The following is a 15,013-nucleotide window of genomic DNA, read 5'->3' as shown; positions in this document are numbered from 1 at the left end:
TTTTGTGCGGTGGCACGGAATTCCGGGACCTAGGTCCCCGCGTTGAGTGTGTGCGCCAGACAGAGAGGTGCCCCTCCTTCCGGGGAAGGAGGGGCACCTGTCAGCCCAGTGAGTTAGTCAGCGGACTTGGCCTTGTGGGCGCGCTTCGAGCCACCGGTGCTCTTGCCGCCGCCCTTCGACCCGCCCTCATCGGAGCTGGCCGAACCGCTGTTGTTGTTGTCACCCGCGGTGGCGCTGCTGCCACCGGTCGAGCCCTCGTCCGACTTGGAGTTGTCGGCAGCCGGGGTCGACTCCTCCTCCGCGGCGGCGGACCGCAGCGAGGCGGCCGTCGGAGCTTCAGGAGCAGCCGACTTGGCGGCGGCGACGGCCGCGAACGGCGTCGGAGCCGGGTTCGGCGTGGCCAGACCGCTGGCGACGGCCTGCACCAGGCTCGAAGCCACCGTGCGGATGCTGGGCACGAAGGCGCTGATGGGAGCCGGCGCCGGGACGCCCACGCCAATCGTCAGCGACAGCAAGGCGCCGGGGACGCCGCCCTGACCGAGCAGACCGTCGACCACCGCGTTCCAGACACCCTCGACCGGGTTTGCCTGGCTCAGCGCATCCACAGCGTCGGTGACGATCTTGACGACGCTCCCCACGGCGACCAGGCCCTGGTTGATGATGATCTGCGGCAGCGCACCGAGGATCGGCACGACGTTGTTCACCACCGCGGTCGCCCGGGCGATGACGCCCTGCAGCACGTAGTTGCCGGCGGCCAGCGCCTGGGCGCCAGCCGTCTGAACCGCCGTCACCAGCGTGGTGATGGCACCCTGGACATCGAGCGAAGCGAGATCACCGATGGCGTTCCAGGCGCCCTCACTGACGGTGGAGGCGGAGTCGAGCAAGCCACCCACGCCGTAGTAGAGGTTATCCGAGCCGTTGAGGCCCAGCTGCCGGATGATCGGCAGCGCGTCGGTGATGATCTGCGGCAACAGGCCGAAGGCCGAGACCGTACCTGTCCACGGCGCCGGCAGCGGCACCATCGTGCTGGGATCGGTCAGGTACTCGTTGGCCAGGAAGATGCTGCCCAGCAGTTCGGTGATGGGGCTGTCGAAGCCGGCCAGCTGAACCGAGGCCGAGGCGGCCGGAGCCTGGATTGCCGGCAGCGCGAGATCGTGCTGCGCAACGACGGGGGTCATCGCGATGGCGCTCGCCCCTACGACCGCGGCAGTACCCGCGATCAGATGTGATCGAAGTGAGATTTGCATGATTTCCTCCCGTTGGTGACTGCACTGTCAAGGGACAAGCTACCTGAGAAGAACCTAAGTGGAACCCAATATTGACGTTTTTTAGGGAAATTCTTTTTATTTTCCCATAGACACAATTTTCGGTTAACTACACGTAAAGCAAAAAACCACATTCACCCTGGTAAATCGCAAGGTGATGCGCATCACAGCTAACTCTTGTCCCACGGTCACCATGTTTAAGGACCAAGGTCCCAGCCTGAACCGTTCGGACCGAAGGTCGGTTTTCTCAGGTTTCTCGGGAAATCTGAGGCCGCCTCACAGGTGACTCACACCTTGTCTGAGCTGCCGTCGTCAGCTGGGGATCGAGCTCGCGTCCGCAACCACGACGGCGAACAGATCGGCCAGCGCCGCCAGGCTCGTCACCTGCAGACTGTGGGCCGGCACCGGCTCACCGGTCACACCCGGCAGCGCGCGGGTGGCGGTCGCCGCGGCGACCACGGTCGGGGCGTAGCCGAGATTGAACGCTCCCCTGGCGGTCGAGTTCACGCACATATGCGTCATGAACCCGGCGATCACCAGGTTTTCCGCACCGACCACCTTGAGCCGGGCATCGAGGTCCGTCTCGACGAAGGAGTTGGGGTAGTTCTTCACCACCACCGGTTCACCCTCCCGCGGTGCGACCCGGTCCACGATGGCACCGCTGTGCCCGGTGATGTCGTAGAGCGAGCCGGGTCCGTCGTCATGCTGGATATGGATGATCGGGATGCCCGCCGAGCGGGCCCGGTCCAGCAAGGCCGCCGTCTCGTCGAGTGCGGCCTGCACCCCCTCGAGTTCCATCACACCCTCGGTATAGGTGTTCTGGCAGTCGATCAGGATCAGCGTCGAGTCGGCCAGGCTGACCGGCTCCAGGGGCAGGCCGGCCAGCGCACGAAGGGTGGTGGGATCGCTCATGGTCGTCACGCTACTTCGTGACGGCCAGCACCGCCTCGGCATACTCGGGCCGGCACACCACCAGGTCGGGCAGTAGCGGATCGGGCCGGTTGTACAGCAGTGGCGACCCGTCGATCCGCGAGGTGTGCAACCCCGCGGCCCGCGCCACCGCCACCGGTGCCGCCGAATCCCACTCGTACTGTCCACCGGCGTGCACGTAGACATCTGCGCGGCCCTGCACGACGGCGGCGACCTTCGCTCCGGCCGAACCCATTTCGACCAGGGTGCCGCCCAGTGCGTCGCGGACTTCGAGTGCGACCGCGGGCGGTCGGGTTCGCGAGACCACCACGCGTGGGGCCTGCGGCCAGGCCGGCGGGGCGGCGACGGTCGGAGTGGCCAGCGTGACGCCCTGGGCGGGCAGGGCCACCGCACCGGCGATCAGCTCACCGTCCTGCCACAGCGCAACGTGCACCGCCCAGTCGTCCCGGTCCAGTTCGGAGAACTCCCGGGTGCCGTCGAGCGGGTCGACGATCCACACCCGCTGACTGCTCAGCCGCACCGGATTGTCGGCACCCTCCTCGGAGAGCACCGCGTCGCCGGGACGCGCCTTGGCCAGCGCCTCCATCAGATAATCGTGAGAGCGCTTGTCGCCGGCTGCTTTTCGTTCGGCGGCAGGGGCATCAGCCAGCTCGGCACGGACGCCGAGCAGCAACTCGCCGGCCTCGGCGGCCAGCGTGGCGGCCAGGTCGTGATCGGTCATCGCGGAGCTTCCAGCAGCTCGATTACCTGGTCGGCCAGCTCGTCCGGGCTGTGGTCCGGCGTCAGCCGCAGGTCAGGGTTCTTGGGCCGCTGATACGGGCTGTCGATACCGGTGAAGTGGGTGATCTCCCCGGCCCGCGCCTTGGCGTACAAGCCCTTCGGGTCACGCTTCTCGCAGTCCTCCAGCGGGGTGTCAACGAAGATCTCGAGGAACTCCACCCCCTGATCGGCATGCACCGTGCGAGCCAGTTCCCGGTGTTCCTCGAGCGGGCTGATCGCCGGCACCAGCACGGTCAGGCCGGCGTCGGCCATCAGGGTGGCGATATGGGCGAGCCGGCGCAGGTTCTCCGCCCGGTCGGCCATGGTGAAGCCAAGGTCGGCATTGAGTCCGTGGCGCAGGTTGTCACCGTCGAGAATGTAAGCGGGGCAACCGTGTTCGAGCAGCTTCTGCTCCACCAGCACCGCAACCGACGACTTGCCCGAGCCGGACAGGCCGGTGAACCACAGGGTGCGACCCTTGGTCAGCCGGTCACCGGCGCTCACCAGCGACTGGTGGCGCACCGTGTTCGGCGTGGCACTGCGGGTGGCGGCGGGCGCGGTATCACGGACCATGCCCGCGGCCACCGTCACATTGGTGTCGGGGTCGATCAGGATGAAGGACCCGGTTGCCGAGTTGCGCGAGTACTCGTCGAGCAGCAGTGGCACCTGGGTGCGCAGCGTGACACGGCCGAGTTCGTTGAGCTTCAACGCCGTTGCGCTCTTGTCACGGTGCAGGGTGTTGACGTCGAGGCGGTAGTCCAGGCCGGCCACCCGGGCGCGCGTGGTGCGGGTGGTCTGCTTGATGATGTAGTCGCGGCCCGGTTCCAGGGCGGCATCATCGGCCATCCAGCACACCGTCGCGTCGAACTCGTTCGTCGCGGTCGGCTGGTTCTGCGGCCGGGCCAGCAGGTCACCGCGGGAGATGTCGATGTCGTCGGCCAGGCTGATCGACACCGCCATCGGGGGGAAGGCTTCCTCGACGGGTCCGCTGGGTCCGTCAATAGTGGTGATACGGCTGGTTTTTCCGCTCGGGAGCACCACGATCTCGTCGCCCGGACGCAGCACACCACTGGCCACCGTGCCCGCGTAGCTGCGGTGGTCGGCATGTTCGACGGTCTGCGGACGGATCACGTACTGCACCGGGAAGCGGACGTCGACCAGGTTGCGGTCACCGGCGATGTAGACGTCCTCGAGGTGGCTGAGCAGCGGCGGCCCGTCGTACCACGGCGCCTTGTCGGACTTGGTGACCACGTTGTCGCCGTTGAGTGCGGACATCGGGATGGTGGTGACATCCTGGATGTCCAGCCGGGCGGCAAAGGCGTGGAACTCGTCGCGGATCCACTCGAAACGCTCACGGTCCCAATCGATCAGGTCCATCTTGTTGACGGCGAGCACCACGTGCTGCACACCGAGCAGCGAGGCCAGGAAGGCATGCCTGCGGGACTGCTCGAGCAGACCGTGGCGGGCGTCGACGAGCACGATCACCAGCTGGGCGGTCGACGTGCCGGTGACCATGTTGCGGGTGTACTGGATGTGGCCCGGGGTGTCGGCGATGATGAATTTCCGCTTGGGCGTGGCGAAGTAGCGGTAGGCGACGTCGATGGTGATGCCCTGCTCGCGCTCGGAGCGCAGGCCGTCGGTCACGAGGGCGAGGTCGGTGTAGTCGTTACCGCGTTCCCGCGAGGTGCGCTCGACGGCGGCCAACTGATCCTCCATGACCGCTTTCGAGTCATAGAGCAGCCGGCCGATCAGGGTGGACTTGCCGTCGTCGACCGAACCGGCGGTGGCGATCCTCAAAAGCGTTGCCATCAGAAGTAGCCCTCTCGCTTGCGGTCTTCCATACCGGCCTCGGAGATACGGTCATCGGCGCGGGTCGCGCCACGTTCGGTCAGCCGCGACACGGCGGTCTCGGCGATCACGTCCTCGACGGTCGCGGCCGTCGACTCCACACAGCCGGTGCACGTCACGTCGCCGACAGTGCGGAATCGCACCGAGGTCTCGAAGACCGGCTCGTCAGCGTTGGGCTGCATGTACTCGTGGACGGCCAACAGCATGCCGTCGCGCTGGAACACCGGGCGGGTGTGCGCGTAGTAGATGGCCGGGAGCGGGATCTCCTCGGCGCCGATGTAGGCCCAGATGTCGTACTCGGTCCAGTTCGACAGCGGGAAGACGCGGATGTGCTCCCCCTTGCGGTGCCGGCCGTTGTAGAGGTTCCACAGTTCGGGCCGCTGGGCCTTCGGGTCCCACTGGCCGAACTCGTCGCGGAAGCTGAACACCCGCTCCTTCGCGCGGGCCTTCTCCTCGTCACGGCGGGCTCCGCCGAACGCGGCGTCGAACTTGTTCTCCCGGATGGCACGCAGCAGCGTCACGGTCTGCAGCGGGTTGCGGGAGGGTCCGTTGTCGACCACCCGGCCGGCCTCGATGTCCTCCTCCACGCTGGCCACCACCAGGCGCACGCCGTACCGCTCGACCAGCTCGTCGCGGGTGGAGATCACCTCGTCGAAGTTGTGGCCGGTGTCGACGTGCATCACCGGGAACGGCAGCCGACCCGGCGCGAACGCCTTGCTGGCCAGATGCAGCATCACGATGGAGTCCTTGCCGCCGGAGAACAGCAGCACCGGCCGCTCGAACTCGGCCGCGACCTCGCGGATGATGTGGATCGCCTCGGCCTCCAGGGACCGCAGGTGGCTCAGCTCGTACTGCCCCGGAAGGGGGCGTTCGACAGCCGGACTCGCCATAGTTTCCTCGTAAAGTTGGTAGGTTTGACCAGAATTACAAAGCTAGTCGGGAATCTAGCGAGCAAGGTGGACGAAGTCAAGGTTTGTGTTCATGCGTCGAGACTGCGCAGAGCGCACCGAGCCTGCGCACAGCTCGCGACATCGGCGTGATTCGCGCGCTGTGCGCAGACTCGATGGACGATCAGCCCACGGCGACGTGGTCGGCGCAGTCCACCCGGAGGTCGGAGACGGCCATCGGGGTGTCGTAGAACAGGCAGCGGTAGCTGCGCGGCCGCCCCTGCTCCACCCCGAGATGGGTGCACGTGCTGCAGGCCCGGCTCACCGGCAGCAGGCCTGCGTCGTGCAACTGCCCGAGCACCACGATCAGGCTGTCAAGCAGCTGCTCACTCTCAGCGCGGTCCAGCTTGGACGTGGCGATCTCGGCCGGGGCGGTCCAGCGGTGCACCGAGGCGGCGACCTTGCGGCCGGCCGCAGTCAGGATCAGTTCGTGACTGCGCCGGTCCGAAGGATCGCGACGGCGAGTGATCAGCCCCTTGCGGGTCAGTGTGCCGATGGCATCGCTGACCGTGGGATCGGAGACGTTGAGTTCGCGCGCCAGTGTGGTGCTGCGTGCGGCCGGCGGCGGGCCGACGTACAACCAGCTGAGCACCCGAAGCTGGGTGCTCGACAGGTCGTGGGCCTCGGCCGCGCGCCGGGCCAGCACGTGCAGTGCGTCCCCGATGCGGTCCAGCGCCCCGACGATTTTCGAGTCGAGGCTCCGGTGACGTTCTTCGCCGTGCCTCAGAGAACGACCTCGTTGAGCTTGCCGGTCGCCACGTCGAAGACGAACCCGCGCAGCGATTCGTGCTTGGTGACGAACGGGCTGAGCTCGATGCGGCGCAGCGACTGGCGGACGTCCTCTTCCACGTCAGGAAACGCCTCGGCCGCCCACTCCGGCTTGATGCCCGTCTCGTCCTGCAGATCGCGCTTGAACGCGTCGTCGGTAAAGGTCAGCATGCCGCAGTCGGTGTGGTGGATGAGGATGATCTCCTTGGTGCCCAGCAGCCGCTGGCTGATGGCCAGCGAGCGGATCTCGTCATCGGTGACCACCCCGCCGGCATTGCGGATCACATGCGCCTCACCATCTTTGAGCCCCAGGATGCGGTAGACATCGAGCCGCGCGTCCATGCACGCAACCACGGCAACATGCTTGCTCGGCGGCAGCGGCAGCGGGCCGGAAAAGGTCTTGGCATACTCGACGTTGTTGGCCAGGTAGTCGTCGGTGACGGTCACTGGTTCCTCCTGATTCGGCTGACACACAACATTCCGGGTGGATCGTAAGGCCGCACACCGGCCCAGATCACCAGTGAGAATCATCCCGATTTCAATAGTTAGGATTCCTCGGCATCTGGCGCAGCCTACGTCCCATGCCCAAACTTTCCCGCAGCGACTGGTACGACCTGGCTCGCGACACCAACTGGACGTTCCGCTACGTCACCGAGGAGGAAGCGTTCCCCGAGGCACTCTCCGGCTCGCATCGCGTGTCCGCGGAGGGCTGGCTGAAGTGGGACGAGCCCTACAAGATCGGCTACCGCGAATACGTCCATAACCAGGTCACCAAGGACACCACCACCTACTCCCTGAAGAACGCGATCGGACGCTCCAAGCTGTTCGACGCACTCGACCCCGGCTGGAAATCGGTGATCGTCGCCCACTACGGGGCGATCACCATGCCCGAGTACCTGGCCTCCATCGGCGAGGCGCGGATGGGCCGGTTCGGCCGCGCCGCGGCGTGGCGCAACACCGCGACGTTCGGCACCCTCGACGAGATCCGGCACGGCCAGATCCAGGCCTTCTTCCCCTACGGCCTGCTCGACAAGGAACCGCGCGGAGACTGGGCACTCAAGGCGTTCCACACCAACGACTGGATCGTGCTGGCGGTGCGCTACCTGTTCGACGACATGTTCGTGGCCAACGACGCCACCTCGATCGCGCTGCAGCTGACGTTCACCCTGGAGACCGGGTTCACCAATCTGCAGTTCCTCGGGATGGCCGCCGACGCGATCGACGTGGGCGATTTGGAGTTCGGCGCGCTGATCTCCTCGATCCAGACCGACGAGGCCCGCCACGCCCAACAGGGCGAGCCGACGATCAAGGTGCTCATCGACAACGGCGAGAAGGAGTGGGGCCAGTTCCTGATCGACCACATGTTCTGGCGGTCGTGGCGAATCTTCGCGCTGCTCACCGGGTTGTCGATGGACTACTACACCCCGCTGGAGAGCCGGCGGATGAGCTTCAAGGAGTTCATCGAGGACTGGGTGGTCAAGCAGTTCGCCGACCAGTTCCGCGATTTCGGCCTCGAATACCCCTGGTACTGGCAGGAATTCATCGACGAGCTGACCTGGTATCACCACGCCATCCACCTCGGGGTGTGGAACTACCGCCCGACGGTGTGGTGGAACCCCGACGCCGGGGTGTCGGCCGAGGAACGACTGTGGCTCGAGGAGAAGTACCCGGGCTGGAACCGCACCTTCGGTAAGCATTGGGACGTCATCACCGAGAACGTGCGCGCCGGCGACATCGCCGCCACCCTGCCCGAGACGCTGCCCATAACCTGCAACCTGTGCCAGCTCCCGATCGTGCGGTCTGCGGGGGTGCTCGTGGGCGCCCACACCGATCCCGCGCCGCTGACCCACGTGCACGACGGGCGGAAGTACCTGTTCTGCTCGGAACCGTGCCGCTGGATCTTCACCCAGCGTCCGGAGCGGTTCGCCGGCCACCAGTCGCTGATCGACCGGGTGCTCTCCGGGGAGATCAGCCCTCCCGATCTGGGCACCGTGCTGGAGTACTTCGGCCTGTCGCCTGATGAACAGGGCCGCGACGCCGACGACTACGCCTGGGCGAAGAAGTAGGAGGGCACCATGGCACTGCTTCCGCTGACCGCCCTATTCGAGGGCGACATCCTGGAATTGCTCATCCCGGTCGACGACGGCGACACCGTCGACTCGGTGGGCCAGCAGATCGCCCACCACGTGGTGGGCCGACGGGTGGCCCGCAGAGACGCCCCGATCCGGCTGCGCCACAACGGTTCCGTGCTGGATCCCGCAGTGCCGATCGGCGCAGCCGGCGTCGGCCCTGTGGACCACGTCGAGGCGTTCTATGAGTGAGACGCTGGCGTGGGCCCCGGTGGCCACCGTTGACGACCTGTGGGAAGGCGAGGTCGCCGAGTTCTACGTGGGTGATCAGCCGATCCTGTTGGCGCACTTACGCACCGGGGAGATCCGCGCCTACGAGGGCACCTGCCCGCACGCCGGTTTCCCGCTCGGTGACGGCGAGGTGGTCGACGATGTGCTGACCTGTTCGGCGCACAGCTGGGAGTTCGATTTGACCACCGGCGACGGGGTCAACCCACCGGGCTGCCGGCTGCGCAGCTACCCGGTGCGCCGCGACGGCGACCAGATCACGGTCCTGCTGAACGGAGACAACACATGACCAGCATCGAACCCAAACTCGTCGGGCCGATCGTGCGCGGCTTCGACCCGGACGTGGTCGACGCCCTCACCGAAGCGATCACGGTGGACAACCCCGAGGCCGAGATCACCATCGACGACCATGCCGGCTACGTCCGCATTCACGCGCCGTGGTTCCTGCGGGTCACCCGGGCAAGCTTGGAAGACGCAGCGGGACAGCCTATTCCGCTGGCATCACTAGAGCCGGCGATCGCCGGATTCGCGGGCCGGATGCGTTACGTCGGCGACGACGAACTGCACTGGTTCCTGGAACGAGAGGACTGACATGACCGCAGCCGCACCCCGCCGGCTCAAGACCTGGAGCGTCATCGGCGACACCCGCCGCAAGCCCACCGAGTATGAGGCCGTCACCGGCAAGTTCCACTACCACTTCAACCGCACCCCGGCGCCGTTCGACCTGGACCCGAACAGCGACATCAACCAGTGGTATATCAAGCATCGCGAGGGATCCCCGCTGCAGGCACCGGACTGGGAAGGCTTCCGCGACCCGGCCGCGCTGAACTACCGCCGCTACATCGCGCTGCAGCATGACCGCGAGGTCTACGCCGAAGGGGTCGTCGACCACTACGAGGCGCTGAACCACGACGAGAATCTGGATCCGGCGTGGGTGGCCGTACTCGAACGGGTCTATCTCCCAGCCAGATTCGCCTTCCACGTCCTCCAGATCACCTCGCTCTACCTCGGCCAGCTCGGGCCGAGCGCCTACATCACCAACGCGGCCTTCTTCGGCGCCGCCGACGAGTTGCGGGCTCTGCAGTGGATCGCCTACCGCGCCAAGTCGCTGTCGCTGACCCACGGCACCCAGCTGGCCAACACCGAGGCCACCCGCCGCATCTGGGAACTCGACGACGCCTGGCAGCCCGCCCGCGAGGCGCTCGAGCGGCTGCTGCTGGCCTACGACTGGGGTGAGGCGTTCACCGCGCTGAACCTGGTGGTCAAGCCAACCCTGGATGCCCTGTTCAAGGAGGCGTTCGTCGACCTCGCCAGCACCAACGGCGACGGCCTGACCGCGGCCCTGCTGCAGGAGTCGCGGGTGGACACCACCCGCAGCCAGGCCTGGAGTGCGGCACTGGCCCGCTACGCGATCGCGCAGAACCCGGACAACCGCGCGGTGATCGAGGGCTGGGCGAACGCCTGGCGGCCGCTGGCCGACCGTGCGGTCGACGGCCTTGCCGTGACGTTCGCCGACGCGCCGACACCGCTGGACCTCGACACCGTGCGCAGCCGCGTGGCGACGTCGGTGGCGGCGTTCACCGAATCGTGGAGCAGCTGAGGCGTTACGGCGCTTCGGGTGTCGTCGCGGTCACCGGTGGCGTCGCCACCTCCGGAGCTCTCGTCGGCTCATCGGTCGCCGACGACGTGGTCTCCCCCGTCGTCATCTCCGAGGTGACCGGTGAGGTGAACGTCCCGGGGTCCGACACGATGGTGCCGCCAGGCTCGTCGGCGACTGCGGTGGTCAATGCCCCCATGGCGACGATGGCACTACCCCCGATGACCGCCGACAAGGCCTTGACCCGCGAATGCGGTGTGGGCTTCTTCGGTTTCATACTGGTCGGTTAACCGCGAGCCGGTGACCGCAAACCTGCGCTATCCGTACCCTCAGTTGTCACCGCCGGGCAGCCCGGGCGGTCCGCCCGGCGGGTCGACGTCGCCGGTGGGGACTTGCTGCTGCCCCGACGGTGCCCCCGTCGGCGGACGCGAACTTGGGGAAGCCGAGCGCGGTGTGATGCTGGGGTCGCTGGTGAAGGTGCTGCTGGGCTCTGGACTCTCCGAGGTCGCCGGCCCGGTAGTCAACGCCCCGGGCGGCGAGGTGTGCGTGGTGGTGGGGCTGGGGCTGGTTGTCGTGTCGGTGCCGGTCTGACCGTTGTCGGCGCAGGCCGCCAGCGGCCCCAGAGCCAATGCAGCCAGCAGAACCCCGAGCAGTCGATGGGTGATGTGCTTCACGCCCCGGGGCCTACCCGAGCGCCGACGCGATAAACCCACCGCCCTCCTGCCGTCGTTCGCCGCCGCCATCTCCTACCCTGTGCTCCATGCACCAAGTGCCAGGCAGGCGCGCATGACGCGATTTCTGGCGCGCCGTCTGCTGAACTACCTGGTTCTGCTGGCGCTGGCGTCGTTCCTGACGTTCAGCCTGACCTCGCTGACGTTCGCCCCGCTCAACAGCCTGCTACAGCGCAATCCGCGCCCGCCGCAGGCCGTCATCGACGCCAAGGCCGCCGAGCTGGACCTCGACAAGCCGATCCCGCTGCGCTACGGGCACTGGGTGGCCGGCGCGGTGCGCGGTGACTTCGGCACCACCGTCAACGGCCAGCCCGTCGCCGACGAGTTGTGGCGGCGGATCGGGGTGAGCCTGCGGCTGCTGGTGATCGGCTCGGTGCTGGGCACCGTGATCGGCGTGGTGGTCGGGGCGTGGGGCGCGATCCGGCAGTACCGATTATCCGACCGCGTCATCACCTTCCTGTCGCTACTGGTGATCAGTACTCCGACGTTCGTGATCGCGAACCTGTTGATCCTGGCCGCGCTCAACGTGAACACCGTTCTCGGCGTTCGCCTTTTCGAGTACACCGGGGAGACCTCACCGGACGCCATCGGTGGCCCGCTCAATCAGTTCGTCGACCGGCTGCAGCATTTGATCCTGCCGACTACCACGCTGGCGCTGGCGGCGATCGCGGGATACAGCCGCTACCAACGCAATGCGATGCTCGATGTGCTGGGCCAGGACTTCATCCGCACCGCCCGGGCCAAGGGCCTGACCCGCCGCCAGGCGTTGTTCAAGCACGGCCTGCGCACCGCGCTGATCCCGATGGCCACCCTGTTCGCCTACGGCGTCGCCGGTCTGGTGACCGGCGCAGTGTTCGTCGAGAAGATCTTCGGCTGGCACGGCATGGGCGAATGGGTGGTACAGGGCATCGCCACCCAGGACACCAACATCGTCGCGGCCATCACCCTGTTCTCCGGTGCGGTGGTGCTGCTGGCCGGTCTGCTCTCTGACGTGATCTACGCGATCCTGGACCCGCGGGTGCGGGTGACATGACCGACACCTCGGCCCGCTCGGGGGTCAAACCCGAGGAGTTCGCCTCGCGGCGCACCCTGGTGCTGCGCCGGTTCGCCCGCAACCGGCTGGCGATGGGCTCGCTGGTGGTGCTGGTGCTGCTCTTCATCGGCTGCTACGCCCTGCCGCCGCTGCTGCCGTGGTCCTACACCGATCTGGACTTCTACAACCTGCAGTCCCCACCCAGCCCGGAGCATTGGTTCGGCACCAACGCCCTGGGCCAGGACCTGCTGGCCCAGATCCTGCGCGGGATGCAGAAGTCGATGCTGATCGGCCTGTGCGTGGCGGTGATCTCCACGGCCATCGCCGCCACGGTCGGCTCGATCGCCGGGTACTTCGGCGGCTGGCGCGACCGGGCGCTGATGTGGTTCGTCGACCTGTTGCTGGTGGTGCCCAGCTTCATCCTGATCGCGATCATCACCCCGCGCACCAAGAACTCCGCCAATATCGCGCTGCTGATCGTGCTGCTGGCCGGCTTCAGCTGGATGGTCAGCTCGCGGATGGTGCGCGGTTTGACGATGAGCCTGCGGGAGCGCGAATTCGTCCAGGCGGCACGGTATATGGGTGTGCCGAGCTGGCGGATCATCACCCGACATATCGTGCCCAACGTGGCCTCGATCCTGATCATCGACACCGCGCTCAACGTCGGCGTGGCGATCCTGGCCGAAACCGGTTTGAGTTTCCTGGGATTCGGTGTCCAGCCGCCGGACGTGTCGCTGGGCACGCTGATCGCCGACGGCACCAAATCGGCGACGACGTTCCCATGGGTGTTCCTGTTCCCGGCCGGGGTGCTGGTGCTGATCCTGGTGTGCGCCAACCTCACCGGTGACGGACTGCGCGACGCCCTGGACCCGGGCAGTGCGAACCTGCGGCGCCGGAAGAAGAAGCGCTCATGACCGAGCCCCTGCTGGAGGTCCGCGGCCTGACCGTGGGCTTCCCCACCGACGCCGACGATCTGCGGGCCGTCCGCGGCCTGAGCTACCAGGTGGCGCCCCGCGAGGTGGTGGCGATGGTCGGCGAATCCGGGTCGGGCAAGTCCGCGGCCGCGATGGCCGTCATCGGGCTGCTGCCCGAGTACGCGGAGGTGACGGGGTCGGTACGCCTGGGCGGCCGGGAACTGCTCGGACTGTCTGACGCGGAGATGTCGCAGATCCGCGGTAAGCGGATCGGCACCGTCTTCCAGGACCCGATGTCGGCCCTGACCCCTGTCTACACCGTCGGCGACCAGATCGCCGAGGCGATCCGGGTGCACCACGACGACGTGTCCAAGCAGGCGGCCCGCGCCCGCGCGGTGGAACTGCTGGAGCTGGTGGGCATCGCCCAGCCCGACCGCCGCGCCCGGGCCTTCCCGCACGAGCTGTCCGGCGGCGAACGCCAGCGCGTCGTCATCGCGATCGCGATCGCCAACGACCCGGATCTGCTGATCTGCGACGAGCCCACCACCGCACTGGACGTCACCGTGCAGGCCCAGATTCTCGAGGTGCTCAAGACCGCTCGTGACGTGACCGGCGCCGGGGTGCTGATCATCACCCACGACCTGGGTGTGGTGGCCGAGTTCGCCGACCGCGCCCTGGTGATGTACGCCGGGCGGGCCGTCGAGGTGGCCGACGTCGACGTGCTCTATCGGGACCGCCGAATGCCCTATACCGCAGGCCTTTTGGGTTCGGTGCCGCGGCTGAACTCCCCGCAGGGCTCGCGCCTGGTGCCGATCCCCGGCGCCCCTCCGTCACTGGTGAACCTACCGCCGGGCTGCCCGTTCGCCCCGCGTTGCCCGCTCGCCGTTGACGACTGCCGCACCGCCGAACCGGCCCTGGAGTCGGTCGGCGAGGGACACAGCGCGGCATGTATCCGCACCGAACTCGTCGCAGGCCGCAACGCCGCCGACATCTACGCGGTGTCCACCCAGCCGGTGGTCGCCGACGACGACGCCGACCCGGAGGTCGTGGTCAGCGTGCGGGACCTGTCCAAGACCTACCGGCTGACCAAGGGTGTGGTGTTCCGCCGCACGATCGGTGAGGTCCGGGCAGTCGACGGGATCAGTTTCGACCTGCAGCGCGGCCGCACCGTGGGCATCGTCGGCGAGTCCGGATCGGGGAAATCAACCACGCTGCACGAGATTCTGGAACTGCGCGCACCGCAGGCCGGGACCATCACGGTGCTCGGTGAGAACGTCGCCGAGTTGAGTGCGGCCCGCCGCCGTGAGTTGCGCCGCGATCTGCAGGTGGTGTTCCAGGATCCAGTTGCCTCCCTGGACCCGCGGCTGCCGGTCTTCGACCTACTGGCAGAACCCTTGCAGGCCAACGGTTTCGACAAGACCCGGATCGACGACCGGGTGGCCGAACTGCTGGAGATCGTCGGACTGGGCCGCAGCGACGCCAGCCGCTATCCGGGCGAATTCTCCGGCGGCCAGAAGCAGCGGATCGGGATCGCACGAGCCTTGGCGCTGCAGCCGAAGATATTGGCCCTCGACGAACCGGTGTCAGCGCTCGACGTGTCGATCCAGGCCGGCATCATCAACCTGCTGCTGGATCTGCAGCGCCAGTTCGACCTGTCGTATCTATTCGTGTCGCACGACCTGTCGGTGGTCAAGGTGCTGGCGCACCGGGTAGCGGTGATGTACCGCGGCGCGATCGTCGAGTACGGCGACGCCGACGACATCTTCGGCAACCCGCAGCACGAATACACCAGAAAGTTGCTGGCCGCTATTCCGCAACCAGATCCGACCCGCCGCTAGCATCGTTTCCGTGACTTTCTGGCGAG

17 protein-coding genes are annotated in these 15,013 nt (G+C 67.1%); 9 read left to right on the top strand and 8 right to left on the bottom strand.

Annotated features, from left to right (window positions below):
• Nucleotides 1–113 precede the first annotated feature (113 nt).
• From BN3385_RS14220 to BN3385_RS14190, 7 genes are all read right to left on the bottom strand, one after another.
• Entirely contained in the window at nucleotides 114–1,178 is a 1,065-nt protein-coding gene (locus BN3385_RS14220; RefSeq protein ID WP_059017401.1) for a hypothetical protein, read from the bottom strand.
• A 399-nt stretch (nucleotides 1,179–1,577) separates the two neighbouring features.
• Nucleotides 1,578–2,177, bottom strand: coding sequence for a cysteine hydrolase family protein (locus tag BN3385_RS14215; RefSeq protein ID WP_059021961.1), 600 nt, complete (start codon nucleotides 2,175–2,177; stop codon nucleotides 1,578–1,580).
• 10 nt (nucleotides 2,178–2,187) lie between these two features.
• Nucleotides 2,188–2,916, bottom strand: coding sequence for a 3'(2'),5'-bisphosphate nucleotidase CysQ (locus tag BN3385_RS14210; RefSeq protein ID WP_059017400.1), 729 nt, complete (start codon nucleotides 2,914–2,916; stop codon nucleotides 2,188–2,190).
• On the bottom strand, nucleotides 2,913–4,763 hold the full coding sequence (gene cysC / locus BN3385_RS14205) for an adenylyl-sulfate kinase (protein ID WP_059017397.1): 1,851 nt from the start codon (nucleotides 4,761–4,763) through the stop codon (nucleotides 2,913–2,915). The genes BN3385_RS14210 and cysC overlap by 4 nt, the downstream gene beginning before the upstream one ends.
• Nucleotides 4,763–5,692: a sulfate adenylyltransferase subunit CysD gene (gene cysD, locus BN3385_RS14200; RefSeq protein WP_059017395.1), complete on the bottom strand. Its 930-nt coding sequence runs from the start codon at nucleotides 5,690–5,692 to the stop codon at nucleotides 4,763–4,765. The genes cysC and cysD overlap by 1 nt, the downstream gene beginning before the upstream one ends.
• A 181-nt stretch (nucleotides 5,693–5,873) precedes the next feature.
• On the bottom strand, nucleotides 5,874–6,395 hold the full coding sequence (locus BN3385_RS14195; RefSeq protein WP_082690468.1) for a MarR family winged helix-turn-helix transcriptional regulator: 522 nt from the start codon (nucleotides 6,393–6,395) through the stop codon (nucleotides 5,874–5,876).
• 77 nt (nucleotides 6,396–6,472) lie between these two features.
• Nucleotides 6,473–6,964 (bottom strand): beta-class carbonic anhydrase, encoded by a 492-nt coding sequence (locus BN3385_RS14190; protein WP_059017392.1) that lies wholly within the window; start codon nucleotides 6,962–6,964, stop codon nucleotides 6,473–6,475.
• Between the two features lie 134 nt (nucleotides 6,965–7,098).
• Here BN3385_RS14190 and BN3385_RS14185 point away from each other — a divergent pair, with 134 nt between their 5' ends.
• The 6 genes from BN3385_RS14185 to BN3385_RS14160 are packed head-to-tail and all read left to right on the top strand — an operon-like array spanning nucleotide 7,099 to nucleotide 10,761.
• Nucleotides 7,099–8,583 carry an aromatic/alkene/methane monooxygenase hydroxylase/oxygenase subunit alpha gene (locus BN3385_RS14185; RefSeq protein ID WP_059017390.1) on the top strand — a complete coding sequence of 495 codons (1,485 nt, stop codon included), beginning with the start codon at nucleotides 7,099–7,101 and terminating at the stop codon, nucleotides 8,581–8,583.
• 9 nt (nucleotides 8,584–8,592) lie between these two features.
• Nucleotides 8,593–8,838, top strand: coding sequence for a toluene-4-monooxygenase system B family protein (locus BN3385_RS14180; RefSeq protein ID WP_059017388.1), 246 nt, complete (start codon nucleotides 8,593–8,595; stop codon nucleotides 8,836–8,838).
• Entirely contained in the window at nucleotides 8,831–9,163 is a 333-nt protein-coding gene (locus BN3385_RS14175) for a Rieske (2Fe-2S) protein (RefSeq protein ID WP_059017386.1), read from the top strand. The genes BN3385_RS14180 and BN3385_RS14175 overlap by 8 nt, the downstream gene beginning before the upstream one ends.
• A complete protein-coding gene (locus BN3385_RS14170) occupies nucleotides 9,160–9,465 on the top strand; it encodes an MmoB/DmpM family protein (RefSeq protein WP_059017384.1) in 306 nt (101 codons plus the stop codon). Before BN3385_RS14175 ends, BN3385_RS14170 begins: the two co-directional genes overlap by 4 nt.
• A 1-nt stretch (nucleotide 9,466) precedes the next feature.
• Nucleotides 9,467–10,474 (top strand): aromatic/alkene monooxygenase hydroxylase subunit beta, encoded by a 1,008-nt coding sequence (locus BN3385_RS14165; RefSeq protein ID WP_059017382.1) that lies wholly within the window; start codon nucleotides 9,467–9,469, stop codon nucleotides 10,472–10,474.
• Entirely contained in the window at nucleotides 10,462–10,761 is a 300-nt protein-coding gene (locus BN3385_RS14160) for a hypothetical protein (RefSeq protein ID WP_059017379.1), read from the top strand. The genes BN3385_RS14165 and BN3385_RS14160 overlap by 13 nt, the downstream gene beginning before the upstream one ends.
• 39 nt (nucleotides 10,762–10,800) lie before the next feature.
• Here the strand turns inward: BN3385_RS14160 and BN3385_RS28195 are convergent, their stop codons facing one another.
• Nucleotides 10,801–11,145, bottom strand: coding sequence for a hypothetical protein (locus tag BN3385_RS28195; RefSeq protein ID WP_156432752.1), 345 nt, complete (start codon nucleotides 11,143–11,145; stop codon nucleotides 10,801–10,803).
• 112 nt (nucleotides 11,146–11,257) lie between these two features.
• Between BN3385_RS28195 and BN3385_RS14155 the strand changes: the two genes are divergently transcribed.
• From BN3385_RS14155 to BN3385_RS14145, 3 genes are read left to right on the top strand one after another with little or no spacing between them, the layout of a single operon-like run.
• Nucleotides 11,258–12,235 (top strand): ABC transporter permease, encoded by a 978-nt coding sequence (locus BN3385_RS14155; protein WP_059017377.1) that lies wholly within the window; start codon nucleotides 11,258–11,260, stop codon nucleotides 12,233–12,235.
• A complete protein-coding gene (locus tag BN3385_RS14150; RefSeq protein WP_059017375.1) occupies nucleotides 12,232–13,149 on the top strand; it encodes an ABC transporter permease in 918 nt (305 codons plus the stop codon). The genes BN3385_RS14155 and BN3385_RS14150 overlap by 4 nt, the downstream gene beginning before the upstream one ends.
• Nucleotides 13,146–14,987, top strand: a complete 1,842-nt coding sequence (locus BN3385_RS14145; RefSeq protein WP_059017373.1) for a dipeptide ABC transporter ATP-binding protein — start codon at nucleotides 13,146–13,148, stop codon at nucleotides 14,985–14,987. The genes BN3385_RS14150 and BN3385_RS14145 overlap by 4 nt, the downstream gene beginning before the upstream one ends.
• Nucleotides 14,988–15,013: the final 26 nt, after the last annotated feature.

The organism is Mycobacterium sp. M26, assembly GCF_001494595.1.
Taxonomy (GTDB): Bacteria; Actinomycetota; Actinomycetes; order Mycobacteriales; family Mycobacteriaceae; genus Mycobacterium.
The sequence above is the reverse complement of the archived record's forward strand: the minus strand, read 5'-3'. Positions and strand labels throughout refer to the sequence as shown.

Coding starts and splice junctions, on each gene's coding strand:
- cysC (WP_059017397.1), bottom strand. CDS start 4,763: ATGGCAACGCTTTTGAGGATCGCCACCGCCGGTTCGGTCGACGACGGC.
- BN3385_RS14165 (WP_059017382.1), top strand. CDS start 9,467: ATGACCGCAGCCGCACCCCGCCGGCTCAAGACCTGGAGCGTCATCGGC.
- BN3385_RS14145 (WP_059017373.1), top strand. CDS start 13,146: ATGACCGAGCCCCTGCTGGAGGTCCGCGGCCTGACCGTGGGCTTCCCC.
- cysD (WP_059017395.1), bottom strand. CDS start 5,692: ATGGCGAGTCCGGCTGTCGAACGCCCCCTTCCGGGGCAGTACGAGCTG.
- BN3385_RS14155 (WP_059017377.1), top strand. CDS start 11,258: ATGACGCGATTTCTGGCGCGCCGTCTGCTGAACTACCTGGTTCTGCTG.
- BN3385_RS14215 (WP_059021961.1), bottom strand. CDS start 2,177: ATGAGCGATCCCACCACCCTTCGTGCGCTGGCCGGCCTGCCCCTGGAG.
- BN3385_RS14150 (WP_059017375.1), top strand. CDS start 12,232: ATGACCGACACCTCGGCCCGCTCGGGGGTCAAACCCGAGGAGTTCGCC.
- BN3385_RS14175 (WP_059017386.1), top strand. CDS start 8,831: ATGAGTGAGACGCTGGCGTGGGCCCCGGTGGCCACCGTTGACGACCTG.
- BN3385_RS14220 (WP_059017401.1), bottom strand. CDS start 1,178: ATGACCCCCGTCGTTGCGCAGCACGATCTCGCGCTGCCGGCAATCCAG.
- BN3385_RS14180 (WP_059017388.1), top strand. CDS start 8,593: ATGGCACTGCTTCCGCTGACCGCCCTATTCGAGGGCGACATCCTGGAA.
- BN3385_RS14210 (WP_059017400.1), bottom strand. CDS start 2,916: ATGACCGATCACGACCTGGCCGCCACGCTGGCCGCCGAGGCCGGCGAG.
- BN3385_RS14185 (WP_059017390.1), top strand. CDS start 7,099: ATGCCCAAACTTTCCCGCAGCGACTGGTACGACCTGGCTCGCGACACC.
- BN3385_RS14170 (WP_059017384.1), top strand. CDS start 9,160: ATGACCAGCATCGAACCCAAACTCGTCGGGCCGATCGTGCGCGGCTTC.